Below are 14,905 nucleotides of genomic sequence, written 5' to 3' on the forward strand. Positions count from 1 at the left end.
TTGTTTGGATAATCAGAGGCGTAGCAGACCATCCCTCGCGGGATACGGCTCGAAAATGATTCGCGCCGACAAAACTCAAAAAATGGAAATGCCCCTATACGTATGCAAAGCGGAATATTCGTGCCTCGCTTGTGGAGATAATCCTTTCCGTCGCATCTGTGCGGCATGCCGCATCCGCTGCACTTCGAAGATCATCCGCCCAAGCTTGGGACGGACATCCGGCTATACATCCGCTGCGTGAGCTGGCCGGTCACCATCCTTGGTGATCCATCCCACCTACGCACGGGGCATTCCCTCCTGAAGGGCTTTCGCCCTGGTTGGAGCGGGAGTCGAACCCGCGACACTCGGATTAACAGTCCGATGCTCTACCCATCTGAGCTATCCAGTGGCTCGACGTGCCGGATTCGAACCGGCGGCCAACGGCATCACGTGTCGTTGCTCTACCCTCTGAGCTAACGTCGACTTCTCGCAACACCTTCGCACAAGCTTCGGCATACGCTTGAGGCAAAACCCCGCGCACCGGATGGACTTTTGAACCCATACCGCTGAAACCTGCCGATTTGGTGCTGCGTATTGCCGACTGTTTCCAATCGGCAATTCGTTTGGGCATACACGCCCGAATACTTTTCCTAATCCCGCCTTGCTCGCACCGAAGCACCCAGGTGCAGCGCACATGCGCCTATAGCAGCCGCGCCCTTCGCCACAGCGCGGGCCCGCGCCGGGTGCTTCAGGGCGGAAGAAATCTTCCGGGAGCCGGATTGGTGATCTGTTTTCGCATGACCATCGCTTTGCGAACGCTAAAAACAAAACACCCCCGGGTTTGGCGACCCGAGGGCGTTCGCGTTGCCTCGGGAGATCGGGGTGACCGATCTCCGCGAGCGGATTCGGTCAATGAATGAAGTTCAGGGTGAGCCGATGCTGTTCATCGCGCACACACGGCAGCGCAGCGCGATTTCCGCGCGACGGCAAACCGAATTTGACGACGTGATACAGCATGATTAAACCCTTGAATAAATCGCCGGAGTTGGCGAAGGATGCGAACATTACGTGAGGTTTATTTCCAATGCAAGAAATTTTCGCTAAGAAAATTTCTTATAAAATGATGTGTATATTTCCCCTGCACGTCATTCCTGCGAAAGCGAAAGCGCTTTATAACAGCGAAGCTGGGCAATCCATTTTTTACTTTCGCCTAGGAGCAACATGGATTCCCGCTTTCGCGGGAATGACGTCCGGAGAGTGGGGATGCACAAGGAAAGAACAAAGCGCAACTAGAGCCAACCCTTCTGTCTCGCCAGGCGATACGCCTCAATGCGATTGGCCGCGCCGAGCTTGCCGATCGCCTCGGACAGATAATTACGCACGGTGCCATGCGACAGATTGAGCTTGGTCGCAATATCGCTCGCCGATTGCCCCTCGCCCGCAAGACGCAGTACCTGTCGTTCGCGATCGTTCAAAGGATCGGCTTCCGACCACGCTTCCAGCGCCAACTGCGGATCGATCGATCGGCCACCACGATGCACGATGCGCAACGCTTCAGCGAGGTTTTCCGCAGGCGCGTCCTTCAAGAGGTAACCGGATACACCGGCATCCAGCGCACGGCGCAGAAATCCCGGCCGTGCAAACGTGGTCACGATGATGCACTTCACCGGCAGCTCTTGGCGATGAATGCGCTGCGCCAACTCCAAACCAGTAAGGCCCGGCATTTCGATATCGGTTACCAGCACATCCGGCTTCAATCGCTGCACTTCGCGCCACGCCATTTCACCGTCGGACGCCGAACCCAGCACTTCGATATCCGACTCGAGATTGAGCAAGGCCGACAGCGCACCGCGCACCATCGCCTGATCTTCGGCCAGCAACACGCGAATCATGCAGCGCTCCCCGCATAGCCCTTCTGCGAGGCTCCTTCTGAGCCACCACCTGCCTTTTGTGCGTGCAGCGATACGCTGATCAGCAAGCGCGTGCCGCGACGCGGCGGCGAATCGATCTGCAAGTTTCCTCCGACGGCGCGTATTCGCTCACACATGCCGCTGACACCGTTGCCATGCGTCACAAGGCCACCTTTTCCGTTATCGCTGATCTGCATGTCCAACTTTTCCGTGGTGCGAATAAAACGAACGCTGGCTTCTGTAGCTGCAGCGTGACGATGAATATTGGTCGTGGCTTCGCGGATGACCAGCGCAAGCGTACGTTCGATATCTTGCGGCAGCGCATCGGGCAGGCTGCCGTAATCGAGGTGCACGCCAGACGATTCCAAGAGCAGACGCGCGGAAGCGAGTTCGGCTGCCAGATCGGTGGAACGAATGCCTGTAACCGCGGCGCGCACTTCCGCCAAAGCATGCCGCGCAACGCGCTCGGCTTCCTCCAATTCGCGCCGCGCAGCTGCACTATCGCGATCAAAGAGTTTGCGCGAAAGCTCCAGCTTCAAGGTAATCAGCGATAGCGTATGTCCGAGCAAGTCATGCAGATCGCGTCCAATGCGCTCGCGCTCAGCCGTTGCGGCGAGCCGGCGCACCTCGTCGTGGGAAAGCTTGAGCTCCGCATCTTTTTCGTCGCTGAGCTTCTCCGCGGCGGTTACCAATCCGATGATGAAAGACACCAGCGGAATCGATATCACCGCCTGCCACGGATAGTGTAGAAACCAGGCCTCGACTAAACATGCGGCATTGAGCGCGGTAATCATCAGCAGATACGTGCGGAAGCCCGTCAGGCAGCCGCGCAGCATCACGCAACCGAACACGAAGTACGTGAGTCCACTGGGATACCAGGCCATCAATGCCATAGAAAGCGCATTCATGCCCAGCGCATAGAGCCTGGTGGCTCGCCGCGACGAAACGATGCACTTGGCATAGAGGAACAGGAACACGGGATAGGACACCAGCGTCAATAGCGCCCACGTCCACGTGTAATGATCGAACATCGGCGTAACGAAAATCCACACCGACCACAGCAAATGCACGCCATCGATCCATGGCGACTTGCCTTTGCGTACGCTTCCCGCCGCATACGAATCGGGGGCCGGTCTAAACCAAGCTCGAATTTGCATGATCATGGCTTGTCCCCGAACCCTCGATGTCCACATCCTACTTCAACCGTAGCGCCGCAGCCTGCGCGCAGCGATGAAGAGAAACACGCCCGCAAAACCTAACAGCATGGCGAAATGCATCATCACGCTACCGTGTTCCAACCCCAGCGCTGCCAGCCCAAGCTGATGCAGGTGGTAGGGAGGCCACACCGGCGCAATCTGCTGCACGGCCTTTGGCAACATACCGAGCGGAACCCATAGGCCGGACAGGAACGACATGGGTAGGTAAACAAGGTTCAGCATGCCCGGTGCGCCCTGCCCTTTGATGAAGGTGCCCACCAGCATGCCCAGCGCGCAGAACGGCAATACGCCCAAGATGCCGGTAAGCAACATCAAGGCGACTTGCGGCAAAGACAAAGTGACGTGCCCCAGCGTCAAACCAATGGCGAGCAGCAGCAAAATGACGACCGCTGCGGCCACCATTGCCATCAGCATTTTGCCGAGCAGATAAGCGCCGGGCGGCATCGGCAGAGCACGCTTATACGTGAGCAGGCCACCGTCGCGCTCCAGTGCCAGCGACACGCCGAAGCCGAACAAGCCGGGGCTCATCACGCCGAACACGCCGTAGCTCACCAGCAGATAACGCAAGGTATCGGCGCCCGCGGAACCATTCATGATGACGCCGAACAGCAAATAGAACATGGTGGGAAACAATATGATCGGCAACATGAAGCCCGGTGCACGCATGTAGCGTAGGCATTCGCTGCGTGCCTCGGCCAGATAAGCGCCGATCACTCGCCGTGTACTCATAGCGCTAACAGATGATGCTATCGGTGTAGCGGGTATCGATACGCTGTTCATTACGCGGCCTCCTGTTCTGCGGTTTCTTCGCGTGTGAGTTCGGTGAATGCTTCGGCCAGGCCCGCGCGCTGCACTTCCAGTTCGCTGAGCGCGAGATCGGCATCCAACAGACGTCGCAATACGTTTTCGGGTTCGTTGGTGCTGATACGTAAGCGCGCCCCTTCGCGCTCAGCCGATGCCACTTGCGGCCAGGCCGACACCGCCGCGACATCGAGGTCGGTAACGCAACGAATGCGTGACAGCGGCACATGTGCGCGCAACGCATCGACGCTGCCTTCGCTTAGTACACGCCCTTTGGCCATCACGACGACGCGTTGTGCCAGCGCTTCGGCTTCTTCCAGGTAATGCGTGGTCAGCACCACCGAGCAACCTTCGGCAACCAGCGTGCGCATCGCGTTCCATAGTTTGCGGCGCGCGTCGATATCCATGCCCACCGTCGGCTCGTCGAGAAACAGCAGTTCCGGTCGACCGCACAAAGCCAATGCAAATTGCACCCGCCGCTGCTGACCACCCGACAGCTTGCCGTAAGGCCGCTGCAGCAAATCGGCAATGCCGGCCAGCGCTGCGCTTTCATCCAACGCGCGTGGGTGGGGGTAGTAGCTGGATACCAGCCGCAGTAGTTCACCAACGCGCAATGTCGGCGGCAACATGGCGGATTGCAGCATCACACCGATGCGGCGGCGTGCATCGATCTGCTGCGGATCCATGCCGAACAACTCCACACGGCCCGCATCGGGACGCATCAGGCCAAGCAGCAGACCGATGCTGGTGGTTTTGCCGGCGCCGTTGGGCCCCAACACGGCCAACAGTTCGCCGCGCTGCAACACAAGATCCACGCCGTCGAGCGCGGTAACACCGCCGTAACGCTTTACGACACCGCAAAGACGGGCTACGACATCAGATGAAGTATGCATGGTGGTCCTCCTTGCACTGCAGCGTAGGGACGGCAAGCGCCTTTCTGCAGTTGCTCGCGTCAGCGATCCCGCATGACAGCCGTCATCCTTGGGGGTACCGCCGCCCTTTTCCACCGGGTATCCTGATAGCCCAGCGCCGGCGGTTTCCCCATACACGGCGCAGTGCGAACAGGGCGTATCGCCCGGGCTTTTACGCTTTTCACCGCACGCAACACATCCTGCCGGCCTGCTTCGCGTTGGGTGCGAGGCGCTGTCAGATTCGAGGAGAGTAGTCATGGGTGTCATCGATCAGCTGCGCGAACTGCGCGAATTTGGCGGCAAGCCGCGGACCACTGGCCTGGACGACGCCACTATCGAGCGCATGGCCGCGTTGGACCCGCAACTCACGCAAGCCATTGCCGATGCGGTTGCGCGTCACCGCGAGTTGCGTGGCGAACTCGGCGATTTCCTGAAGCTGGATGAAGCCGAGCAGCTGACGCAGGCGCAACACGACCTGGTGAATTTCTATCCGGACGATGCGATCAATCCGTACCTTCCTGCTGCTGCACGCGGCCCGTGGGTCGTCACGCTGAAGGGTGCGGTGGTGCACGACAATGGCGGCTACGGCATGCTCGGCTTCGGCCACAACAACGCTGCGATCGACGCCGCGCTATCGCGTCCGCAAGTGATGGCCAACGTGATGACGCCGAGCGTGTCGCAGATGCGTTTCTCGCAAGCGATGAAGCGCGAACTCGGCCATCACCGCGGCAACAATCCTTACACGCGCTATCTTTGTCTGAATTCCGGTTCGGAAGGGGTGGGCCTGGCTTGCCGCATCGCCGACGTGAACGCGAAGCTGATGACCGATCCGGGCGCACGCTATGCCGGGCGCACCATCAAGCGCATCGCGGTGAAAGGCGCGTTCCACGGGCGCACCGATCGGCCGGCGCTGTATTCGGATTCCTCGCGTCGCACGTATGTGCAACATCTGGCGAGCTATCGCCACGAAGACACACTGCTTACGGTGGCGCCCTACGACGTCGCGCAACTGGAAGCCGTGTTCGCCGATGCAGACAAGCATGGCTGGTTCATCGAAGCGATGTTCCTGGAACCGGTAATGGGCGAAGGTGATCCGGGTCGTTCGGTGACGCCTGCGTTCTATCAGGCCGCGCGCGAGTTGACCGAATCGCATGGCTCGCTGCTGATGGTCGACTCCATCCAGGCGGGCCTGCGCGCGCACGGCGTGTTGTCGATCATCGACTATCCCGGCTTCGAAAAACTCGCACCGCCGGATATGGAAACATTCTCCAAGGCGCTCAACGCTGGGCAATATCCGCTCTCGGTGCTGGCGGTGGGTGATCGCGTTGCCGGCCTGTATCGCAAGGGCATCTATGGCAACACCATGACTGCCAATCCGCGTGCGCTGGATGTGGCGCTGGCCACGCTGGATCAGCTCACGGATGAAGTGCGCGCCAACATCACCGCCCGCGGCAAGGAGTTCGTCGACAAGCTCAATGTGTTGAAGGACGAACTGGGTGGCCTGATCACCAAGGTGCAAGGCACCGGCCTGCTGTTCTCTTGCGAATTGGCGCCGCAGTTCAAGTGCTACGGCGCAGGCTCCACCGAGGAATACATGCGCGAACGCGGTATTGGCGTGATCCACGGCGGTGCCAACTCGTTGCGCTTTACGCCGCACTTCAAGATCACCGGCGCGGAAGTGGACATGGTGATCGACCATGTACGGCATGCTTTGTTGGAAGGGCCGCGCAAGAGCGAGGCGCAGGCGGCTTGACAGCTTTTTGCCCCCCTCTCACGAAGGGAGAGGGGGCGTCGTAGGTTGGGGTGCAAACCTCAACCTATGAGACTCCTTCGCGGGGAACATAAAGCCCCGCGAAATGTTGATGTTCTCCGTTCCCTACTCCCCCGTTCCCCTCCTCCTTCACACGGCATAGACTGCGCCAGCCGGTACCGCCACCGGTCATCACTTCAGGAGGAAGCATCATGTCCATGCGTTTCAGCCTGCTCGCCGCCAGCGCCGGCCTGGTTTTCGCCACCGCCGCTTTCGCAGCCGCACCGCAAAGCAAACCCCTTTCTTCGTCACAGCAGAAATTGGCCGATTGCAGCCACGCCGCCAAAGGCAAGACCGGCGCCGACTACAAGAGCTCCGTAAGCAGCTGCATGAAAGGCGACAACACTGCCGCCGCCGCCCCTGCCAAGATGACTCAGCAGGAAAAGATGGCCGCATGCAGCAAGGAAAACGCCGGCAAGAAGGGCGCCGACTACAAGAGTGGCGTCAGTGCCTGCCTGAAGGCTCATTGATGCGCTGAACCGACCGGGGCTCACGAACGTTTCAAGGCGCTGCCAGGCATGGCGGCGCCTTTTTCATTTCCGGCTATGCTTGCGGCACTTCACTTCCTTCGCATCGCTGCCGCATGAAGATCATCGAAGTCCGCCATCCTCTGATTCAGCACAAGCTCGGCCTTATGCGCCGCGCCGGCATCAGCACCAAGGAATTTCGCGAACTGGCTTCGGAAGTCGGCTCGCTGCTCACCTACGAGGCCACCAAGGATCTGGAAACCGTCGAAACACAGATCGATGGTTGGGCCGGCCCGGTGCGCGTGCAGCGAATCAAAGGCAAGAAGATCACCATCGTGCCGATCCTGCGCGCAGGCTTAGGGATGCTGCCCGGCGTGCTGGAACTGATTCCCTCGGCAAAGGTGAGCGTGGTAGGTCTTCAACGCGACGAGCAGACGCTGCAGCCGATCACCTATTACGAGAAGCTCACCGGCCGCATGGACGAGCGCATCGCGTTGATCGTCGACCCGATGCTGGCCACCGCCGGCACCTTGGTCGCCACGGTGGACATGCTCAAGGCGGCCGGCTGCAAGCGCATTAAAGGGTTGTTCCTGGTAGCGGCGCCAGAAGGCTTGAAGCACATCGAGGCGACGCATCCGGATGTGGAGATTTACACCGCGGCGATCGATGAGCGGCTCAATGAGCACGGCTACATCCTGCCGGGGCTAGGCGATGCGGGGGACAAGATTTTCGGAACGAAGCAGCTGCCCGCGTGACGCCCCGTAGGTTGAGGTGCAAACCCCAACATCGCCATGTATGAACATTACGGATGTTGGGGTTTGCACCCCAACCTACATCAAGTACGCCGAGCGAAACGATCCGTCGCTTCAATCAACTCGTGCGTAATCCCGGGCTCAAACGCCGAATGCCCCGCATCCTGCACAACACGCAGGTCCGACTCCGGCCATGCACGATGCAGATCCCACGCACTACGCATCGGGCACACCACATCGTAACGGCCTTGCACGATCACCGTCGGAATACGCCGGATGCGATCCACATTACGTAACAGCTGATCATCGTGTTCAAAAAAGCCACCGTGCACGAAGTAGTGGCATTCGATGCGTGCAAATGCGAGGGCGAATTCGTCCTCGCCACTGTTATGAATGTATGCCTCGTCCTGATAGAGGAAACTCGTCGCACCCTCCCACACCGACCAGGCGCGCGCGGCGTCCAGGCGAACCTGCGAATCCGCACTGGTTAGACGCCGATGATAGGCACTCATCAGATCACCACGCTCGACCTCAGGAATCGCAGCGAGAAACGGCTCCCAGGCATCCGGATACAGCGCGTCGCAACCTTTCTGGTAGAACCATTCCAGCTCCCAGCGACGCAGCATGAAGATGCCGCGCAACACCAATTCGGTCACTTTGTCCGGATGCGTTTGCGCATAGGCGAGCGATAGCGTGGAACCCCACGAACCACCGAACACCTGCCAGCGCGCGATGCCGAGATGCTCACGCAGGCGCTCGATATCAGCGACCAGATGCCAGGTGGTGTTGTCTGTCAGCTCTGCATGCGGCGTGGATTTACCACAGCCGCGCTGATCGAAGAGCACGATGCGATAGATCGCCGGATCGAAGAAACGGCGGCATTTGGGATTGGTGCCACCACCCGGGCCGCCATGCAGAAACACCACCGGCTTGCCGTTCGGGTTGCCGCTTTGCTCGTAGTAGAGCGTGTGCAGGTCGGAGACCTTGAGCTGGCCGACATCGTAGGGCTCGATCTCGGGGTACAAGGTACGGCGATGCTGGGACATGGTCTTCGGCAGCCTTAGGTTGGGGAAGGCACATGGTACGGGGGAGTGGTGTGCAACCCAAGCTCGATAAACCTGCGCGAGATTTGACTCCCTCCCCTGTTTGACAGGAGAGGGTTGGGGTGGGGTTGCTTGAGCTTGCTGCGATGTTTGAGTTCACCGCAAGTTTGCTTCACCCCACCCCTACCCTACTACACGTAGAGGAGGGAGCTAGGTAGACGCTCAGGCAAACAACTTACCCGGATTCAAGATCCCGTTCGGATCAAACACCACTTTCACTCCGCGCATCAAGGCGATCTCCGCCGCACTGCGCGTGCTTTCAAGATACGCACGCTTCACCAAGCCAATGCCGTGTTCGGCAGAAATACTGCCGCCGTGACGCTGCAGCGTTTCGGCCAGCAATTTGGTGACATGCTCGCATTGCGCGATGAATTCCGCATCGGCCAGCGAAGCGGGCTTCAGTACATTAATGTGCAGATTGCCATCCCCGATATGGCCAAACCACACGACTTCCATCTGCGGATATTCACGCGTCAGCAACGCTTGTATTTCTTGCAGAAATCCCGGCACGGCGCCGATGCGCACGGAAATATCGTTTTTATAGGGCTTGTGTGCGGCAAGGCTCTCCGTGATGCCTTCGCGCAAACGCCACAGCGCGGCAGCTTGCGCATCGCTTTGCGCCATCACGCCATCGGCGATACATCCCTGCTCGACACCTTGCTCGAACACCGACAATGCTTCTTCCTGTGCGCGTTCGTCCGTGGCATCGAATTCGGTAACCACGTAATACGGATAATCGCCATCGATCGCACGCTGGGCACCGTGTGCCAACACGTGTTTCAGCGCGACATCGGTGAAGAACTCGAATGCCTGCAGCGACAATCGTGCGCGGAACAGCGCAAACACCTGCATCAACGCATCCATGTCCGGCAAGGCCAGAAGCATGACTTGCGAGGCGGGCGGCGGATCAGTGAGGCGCAGCGTCGCTTCCACCACAATGCCGAGCGTGCCTTCCGAGCCGATCATTAATTGCCGTAAGTCATAACCACTGGAGTTTTTGATCAACCCGCGATTGAGATCGAGCAACTCGCCATTGCCGGCCACGACCTTGAGGCCGGCAATCCACTCACGCGTATTGCCATAGCGGATCACTCGGATGCCGCCGGCATTGGTCGCGATATTGCCGCCGATAGAACAGGAACCGCGCGCAGCGAAATCCACCGGGTAGATCAGGTCGTGCTCCCGCGCCACCGTGTGCACGGCCTCCAGCGATATACCGGGCTGCACGGTCAGCGTGCGATCGACCACATCGAAACCCAGCACCCGGTTCATGCGCGCCAGGCTCAGCACCAATTCGCCGTTCGCCGCCACGGCGCCACCGGAGAGGCCTGTGCGGCCGCCGGATGGCACGATGGCCACGTGGTGCTGGTTGGCCCAGCGCACGATGCCCTGCACTTCCTCGATCGACGCCGGCAGCGCGATGGCCAGCGGGGCCGGGGTCCAGCGCCGCGTCCAGTCCCGGCCGTAGTGTTCCAGGTCGCCGGGCTCGGTGAGCAGGCGCAGCTCGGGCAGGCGGCTGGAAAGATCGGCGAGGGCTTGCGGATTCATGGCGGCTCCGGGAGGGAAGCTCCCAGCGTGCCAGTGCCTGCTCTGCACGTCTAGTGCTGCGACGCGACAAAATCTGGCATAGTGTTTGGACATCCAAATACGACGCTCTCATGAAGACTTCGTTCCCCAAGCAAGACATCAAGGTACTGCTGCTCGAAGGTGTGAGCCGTACGGCAGTGGAAACGTTCCAGCGCGCGGGTTACAGCCAGATCGAGTATCACGCCAAATCCTTGCCGGAGGACGAATTGAATGCGCGCATCGCCGATGCGCACATCATCGGCATTCGCTCACGCACGCATCTCACCGCCGACGTACTGGAACACGCCAAGCGTTTGATTGCAGTGGGCTGCTATTGCATCGGCACGAACCAGGTAGATCTCACGGCCGCGGGGCAGCTTGGCATTCCGGTGTTCAATGCGCCCTACTCCAATACGCGCAGCGTGGCGGAACTGGTCATCGCGGAAGCGATCATGCTGTTGCGCGGTATTCCGCAAAAGAACGCGCTATGCCATCGCGGTGGTTGGACCAAATCGGCTGCCGGCAGTTTCGAGGTGCGCGACAAGGTGATCGGCATCGTCGGCTACGGGCACATTGGCACGCAGGTTGGCGTGCTCGCTGAAAGTCTCGGCATGCGCGTGATCTTCCACGATATCGAAGCCAAGCTGTCGCTGGGCAATGCACGCGCTGCTGCCGGCCTGGACGATCTGCTAGAACGATCAGACGTTGTCACGCTGCACGTACCGGAAACGCCTTCCACGAAGCTGATGATCGGCCGCAACGAGCTGTCGAAGATGCGCAACGGCGCCTTGCTGATCAATGCTTCGCGCGGCACGGTGGTGGACATCGATGCACTGGCGGAAGCATTGCGCAACGAACATGTGGGTGGCGCGGCGATCGATGTGTTCCCGGCGGAACCGAAGGGTAATGACGATCCATTCGTGTCGCCGCTGATCGGCATGGACAACGTCATCCTCACTCCGCACATCGGCGGCAGCACGCTCGAAGCGCAGGAGAATATCGGCATCGAAGTGGCCAGCAAGCTGGTGCGCTACAGCGACAACGGCTCGACGCTCTCTGCCGTCAACTTCCCCGAAGTCACTCTGCCTGAACACCCGCGCAGCCGTCGCTTGCTGCACATCCATCGCAACATGCCGGGCGTGCTTTCGCGTATCAACGAACTGTTCTCCGCGGGCAACATGAACATCGACGCGCAGTTCTTGCAGACCAGCGCGGACGTGGGCTATGTCGTGATCGACGTGTCCGCCGATGAACATCAGGCGGCTTCGCTGAAGGAGAAGCTGGCGGCGATTCCTGGCACTCTGCGCGCGCGCGTGCTGTATTGAAGCACTGGCGTCAGGCCCAGGGACCCTAGCTACAAGCCGGGCCTGACCGCCACATACTCAAGAAAACCGCATTTATGCCGATATTTTCTATACCTCGGCGTTTTCTTATGCGGTTTTCCCATGCGTTTTCGGTTTCGTGATTTCCCCATCGCCGCCCGTCTCGGCCTGCTTGGCATCGTGATGCTGGCAGCCACGGTTATCGTCGGTTTCGGCGGCTGGCGCGGGCTCGTCCGCACCCATGATCTGCAGGTTCGTTCCGCCGAAACTGCGGCACAGTTTGCTGCGGCGGTCGATACCGCTCGCGTTGCGCAAGTCGATTTCAAGAAACAAGTGCAGGAGTGGAAAGATCTGCTGCTGCGCGGCGCGGATGCTGAGAAGTTCAAGAAATACCGCGATGCCTTCCTCGCACAGGCGCATGCCGTCGATACCGACCTGGCCACGCTCAAGCATCAAATGGCCGAGCTCGGCCTCGACACAGGCGGCGTGGACAATGCCGTGGCCACGCACGCCGAACTCGGCGAGAAATATCTCGTCGCCATCCAGCATTACGATGCCAAGGACGAAAAGAGCGTGCACGTTGTCGACGGCCTGGTCGCCGGCATTGATCGCGCGCCCACCACGGCCATCGACGCGCTGGTCGCCGGCATGAAGAAAGAGGCCGACGACGCGTCAAAGCGCATCGATACCCAGAGCCGTACGGCATTCAGCGAGGCATGCATGCTGCTGGCCACGGTGGTGTTATGCGCGATGGTCGCGGGAGCTTTGTTAGTCTGGCTGCTGGCTTACAGCATCACCGCGCCACTGGGGCACGCCGTGAAGGTCGCGCAGGCCGTTGCGGAAGGTGATCTCTCTACCGAGGTGATTGCAACGAGCCGCGACGAAACCGGTCGGTTGCTCTCTGCACTGGGCGTGATGAACAAACAACTTCGCAACGTGGTGAGTGTCATTCGCGCGGGCTCCACCGAAATCTCCGCGTCCACCCGGCAGATCGCCGTGGGTAATCAGGATCTCTCAGCGCGCACCAGCGAACAAGCTGCCGCGCTGGAGGAAACATCATCGTCGATGCAGGAATTCACGACCAGCGTGAATACCAACGCGATGCGCGCCCATGAGGCTAGCCGCTTGGCTGAGTCCGCTTCGCACATTGCGCTCCAGAGCGGCGCGGCGATGTCCGAAGCAGTGGATGCCATGACCCAGGTGCAAAACGTGGCAGGCCGCATTACCGAAATCACCGAAACGATGGATCGCATTGCCACGCAGACCCACATTCTCGCGCTCAATGCATCAGTGGAAGCGGCGCGTGCCGGTGAGGCGGGCAAAGGCTTCAACATCGTCGCAGCCGAGGTGCAGGGACTGGCACGCAATTCGCGCACAGCGTCGCGCGAGATCCGCGCCCTCATTGAAGAATCCGTCGCCATCATTGCAAGCGGCACGCAAAGCATCAGCCATGCTGAATCGATGGTTGGCAAATTGCTTAACAGCGTCGACGACGTCACCAAGACGGTGGACGCCATCGCCACGCTGAGCATGGAACAGGCGAGCAGCATCCAGCAGGTGAATCGCGCCGTGCACCAGATGGATGAAGTCACACAAAACAATGCTGCACTGGTGGAGGAAGCAGCTGCCGCAGCCGATACCGTGCAGGTGCGTGCGCGTTCGCTGGTCGAAAGCGTGGAGTTCTTTAAGCTTGGTGGGAAAGAAGCGACCAGCCATTCCACGGCGCCGATGTCGCATCAGGTTGAGTCAAAGCTGCTGTCGCGTCCTCAGTTGGAAGTGGCCTGATCACCATGCACTGTCGTACCTGAGCGTCATTCCAGCAAAGATCCTCGACTGTTCGGGGAAAATTTCTGCGATCAGCAGAAACTCAGCTGCACATTGGCCTTGGAGGCACTGCTTGATGTGCGGCGACTCGAAAACTCACTGAGTGAGCCCCTCTCCCTCCAGGAGAGGAGCCTGCCCCCGACCCGATCGGGGGTGCCGAGAGGCGGGTGGGGGGTTCGGACGAAGCGTGGCGCCCATTTCTCCCGCAAGTTTTGCCATCACGCGCTGATCGTACCCTCACCCCAACCCCTCTCCCGAAGGGAGAGGGGCAGGCGCTGTAAACTTTCCCGGACAGCAGTGAGCGAAGACCGGAATGACGCTGAGGCAAAATCCTGGCTCTATGTGCCTTGTCGAACGCGCTTAACAGTCTTCTTCATGGTAGCCGTACGCTTGCGAGTGGACCTGACGGCGTCATCAGCCGTCACATGCTGCTTGCTCACGCGCTGCTCTTCGCGAAATGCGGCCGCGTAACTTTGCAGTTCTGCCTTCTTTACGCCAGCGGGTACCGCGTCGCGTGCTAGATGCTGTTCCATTCGGCGTAGCAAATCGTAGTCGTGATAATCGCGATACGGTTTTAGGTCGAGATCGTCAGGCACTTTTGTCAGGCGTTCGTCACCAATGCGCTTCACGTATTTCTGCATGAAACGGTCGTAGGCCTTCCAGGTGATGCGCTGTGCGTGCACGGCGGCTTCCTCAGCGCGCGTGGCAATCTGATGGGCGTGCAGGTAGTGCAGGCCGAGTTGATCGATCAAGGTTTTCTCAACTTCCTCATGCAGGATCAAAAAGCGATCCACTTCGACAGTGCGCCCACGGAAAATGAAGGAATTAGGCAGGTGGCGATCGATGTAGATGGTCTTGCCATCCTGGCTGTAGCCGGCAAGATAGGGAATGTCGTGTTTGCGGTCGAACTTCTTCACCCGGCGCAGGATGGCGTCGAGCGCGCGATCCAGCATGAGGGAGGAGATATACCAGTCAGGCGTTTTCAGCTTCTCGTGCGGGGCGTTCGGATGACAGGTGTTCGACTGCATGGCGATGACTCCTGATCTGCGCGGTGGTGCGTTCGCGCGAGACTAGCAGCCGGAAACGAAAAACGGCGCCCGAGGCGCCGCTTGTCGATTTTCTGAATTGGTCGGGGCGGCCGGATTCGAACCGACGACCCTTTGCCCCCCAGGCAAATGCGCTACCAGGCTGCGCTACGCCCCGACTGATCCAGCAAAGATGGAAATTGTAGCAGTACCGGCAC

At 59.8% G+C, this 14,905-nt stretch carries 13 protein-coding genes and 3 tRNA genes; 5 read left to right on the top strand and 11 right to left on the bottom strand.

The features are described 5' to 3' along the window. Positions 1 to 314 precede the first annotated feature (314 nt). From QQJ86_RS18135 to QQJ86_RS18165, 7 genes are all read right to left on the bottom strand, one after another. Positions 315 to 385 (bottom strand) — tRNA-Asn (locus tag QQJ86_RS18135). Position 386: 1 nt separating this feature from the next. After that, positions 387 to 462 (bottom strand) — tRNA-Thr (locus QQJ86_RS18140). Positions 463 to 888: 426 nt separating this feature from the next. Continuing rightward, positions 889 to 1,044 (bottom strand): hypothetical protein, encoded by a 156-nt coding sequence (locus QQJ86_RS18145; protein ID WP_284322375.1) that lies wholly within the window; start codon positions 1,042 to 1,044, stop codon positions 889 to 891. Positions 1,045 to 1,268: 224 nt separating this feature from the next. Next, entirely contained in the window at positions 1,269 to 1,871 is a 603-nt protein-coding gene (locus QQJ86_RS18150) for a response regulator transcription factor (RefSeq protein WP_284322376.1), read from the bottom strand. Further along, positions 1,868 to 3,052: a sensor histidine kinase gene (locus QQJ86_RS18155; protein WP_284322377.1), complete on the bottom strand. Its 1,185-nt coding sequence runs from the start codon at positions 3,050 to 3,052 to the stop codon at positions 1,868 to 1,870. The genes QQJ86_RS18150 and QQJ86_RS18155 overlap by 4 nt, the downstream gene beginning before the upstream one ends. Positions 3,053 to 3,088: 36 nt before the next feature. Continuing rightward, positions 3,089 to 3,835 carry an ABC transporter permease gene (locus QQJ86_RS18160; protein WP_284322378.1) on the bottom strand — a complete coding sequence of 249 codons (747 nt, stop codon included), beginning with the start codon at positions 3,833 to 3,835 and terminating at the stop codon, positions 3,089 to 3,091. 50 nt (positions 3,836 to 3,885) lie between these two features. Then, positions 3,886 to 4,800, bottom strand: a complete 915-nt coding sequence (locus QQJ86_RS18165; protein ID WP_284322379.1) for an ABC transporter ATP-binding protein — start codon at positions 4,798 to 4,800, stop codon at positions 3,886 to 3,888. 274 nt (positions 4,801 to 5,074) lie between these two features. On the opposite strand from QQJ86_RS18165, the gene QQJ86_RS18170 reads away from it, so the two are divergent. The 3 genes from QQJ86_RS18170 (at position 5,075) to upp (ending at position 7,850) form a co-directional block, all read left to right on the top strand. Continuing rightward, positions 5,075 to 6,571 (top strand): aminotransferase class III-fold pyridoxal phosphate-dependent enzyme, encoded by a 1,497-nt coding sequence (locus tag QQJ86_RS18170; RefSeq protein WP_284322380.1) that lies wholly within the window; start codon positions 5,075 to 5,077, stop codon positions 6,569 to 6,571. A 209-nt stretch (positions 6,572 to 6,780) separates the two neighbouring features. After that, positions 6,781 to 7,098, top strand: coding sequence for a PsiF family protein (locus tag QQJ86_RS18175; protein WP_284322381.1), 318 nt, complete (start codon positions 6,781 to 6,783; stop codon positions 7,096 to 7,098). Positions 7,099 to 7,211: 113 nt separating this feature from the next. Beyond that, positions 7,212 to 7,850 carry a uracil phosphoribosyltransferase gene (gene upp / locus QQJ86_RS18180; protein WP_284322382.1) on the top strand — a complete coding sequence of 213 codons (639 nt, stop codon included), beginning with the start codon at positions 7,212 to 7,214 and terminating at the stop codon, positions 7,848 to 7,850. Between the two features lie 80 nt (positions 7,851 to 7,930). Here the strand turns inward: upp and pip are convergent, their stop codons facing one another. Together pip and QQJ86_RS18190 are read right to left on the bottom strand one after the other, a co-directional pair. Further along, complete coding sequence (gene pip, locus QQJ86_RS18185) at positions 7,931 to 8,893, bottom strand: prolyl aminopeptidase (RefSeq protein WP_284322383.1); 963 nt, start codon at positions 8,891 to 8,893, stop codon at positions 7,931 to 7,933. A gap of 219 nt (positions 8,894 to 9,112) precedes the next feature. Next, positions 9,113 to 10,498: an FAD-binding oxidoreductase gene (locus QQJ86_RS18190; RefSeq protein ID WP_284322384.1), complete on the bottom strand. Its 1,386-nt coding sequence runs from the start codon at positions 10,496 to 10,498 to the stop codon at positions 9,113 to 9,115. A 110-nt stretch (positions 10,499 to 10,608) separates the two neighbouring features. Here QQJ86_RS18190 and serA point away from each other — a divergent pair, with 110 nt between their 5' ends. Together serA and QQJ86_RS18200 are read left to right on the top strand one after the other, a co-directional pair. After that, a complete protein-coding gene (serA, locus tag QQJ86_RS18195; protein WP_284322385.1) occupies positions 10,609 to 11,841 on the top strand; it encodes a phosphoglycerate dehydrogenase in 1,233 nt (410 codons plus the stop codon). 120 nt (positions 11,842 to 11,961) lie between these two features. Further along, complete coding sequence (locus QQJ86_RS18200; protein WP_284322386.1) at positions 11,962 to 13,623, top strand: methyl-accepting chemotaxis protein; 1,662 nt, start codon at positions 11,962 to 11,964, stop codon at positions 13,621 to 13,623. Positions 13,624 to 14,000: 377 nt separating this feature from the next. On the opposite strand, the gene QQJ86_RS18205 is transcribed toward QQJ86_RS18200, so the two are convergent. Together QQJ86_RS18205 and QQJ86_RS18210 are read right to left on the bottom strand one after the other, a co-directional pair. Further along, entirely contained in the window at positions 14,001 to 14,690 is a 690-nt protein-coding gene (locus QQJ86_RS18205) for a hypothetical protein (protein WP_284322387.1), read from the bottom strand. A gap of 98 nt (positions 14,691 to 14,788) precedes the next feature. Further along, positions 14,789 to 14,865 (bottom strand) — tRNA-Pro (locus tag QQJ86_RS18210). Between the last annotated feature and the right edge of the window lie 40 nt (positions 14,866 to 14,905).

This window comes from Dyella acidisoli, assembly GCF_030160295.1.
GTDB lineage: Bacteria > Pseudomonadota > Gammaproteobacteria > Xanthomonadales > Rhodanobacteraceae > Dyella_B > Dyella_B acidisoli.

What these genes read in the sequence shown, in the direction of transcription:
- QQJ86_RS18145 (WP_284322375.1), bottom strand. Translation starts at nt 1,044, where the DNA reads ATGTTCGCATCCTTCGCCAACTCCGGCGATTTATTCAAGGGTTTAATC.
- QQJ86_RS18150 (WP_284322376.1), bottom strand. Translation starts at nt 1,871, where the DNA reads ATGATTCGCGTGTTGCTGGCCGAAGATCAGGCGATGGTGCGCGGTGCG.
- QQJ86_RS18155 (WP_284322377.1), bottom strand. Translation starts at nt 3,052, where the DNA reads ATGATCATGCAAATTCGAGCTTGGTTTAGACCGGCCCCCGATTCGTAT.
- QQJ86_RS18160 (WP_284322378.1), bottom strand. Translation starts at nt 3,835, where the DNA reads ATGAGTACACGGCGAGTGATCGGCGCTTATCTGGCCGAGGCACGCAGC.
- QQJ86_RS18165 (WP_284322379.1), bottom strand. Translation starts at nt 4,800, where the DNA reads ATGCATACTTCATCTGATGTCGTAGCCCGTCTTTGCGGTGTCGTAAAG.
- QQJ86_RS18170 (WP_284322380.1), top strand. Translation starts at nt 5,075, where the DNA reads ATGGGTGTCATCGATCAGCTGCGCGAACTGCGCGAATTTGGCGGCAAG.
- QQJ86_RS18175 (WP_284322381.1), top strand. Translation starts at nt 6,781, where the DNA reads ATGTCCATGCGTTTCAGCCTGCTCGCCGCCAGCGCCGGCCTGGTTTTC.
- upp (WP_284322382.1), top strand. Translation starts at nt 7,212, where the DNA reads ATGAAGATCATCGAAGTCCGCCATCCTCTGATTCAGCACAAGCTCGGC.
- pip (WP_284322383.1), bottom strand. Translation starts at nt 8,893, where the DNA reads ATGTCCCAGCATCGCCGTACCTTGTACCCCGAGATCGAGCCCTACGAT.
- QQJ86_RS18190 (WP_284322384.1), bottom strand. Translation starts at nt 10,498, where the DNA reads ATGAATCCGCAAGCCCTCGCCGATCTTTCCAGCCGCCTGCCCGAGCTG.
- serA (WP_284322385.1), top strand. Translation starts at nt 10,609, where the DNA reads ATGAAGACTTCGTTCCCCAAGCAAGACATCAAGGTACTGCTGCTCGAA.
- QQJ86_RS18200 (WP_284322386.1), top strand. Translation starts at nt 11,962, where the DNA reads ATGCGTTTTCGGTTTCGTGATTTCCCCATCGCCGCCCGTCTCGGCCTG.
- QQJ86_RS18205 (WP_284322387.1), bottom strand. Translation starts at nt 14,690, where the DNA reads ATGCAGTCGAACACCTGTCATCCGAACGCCCCGCACGAGAAGCTGAAA.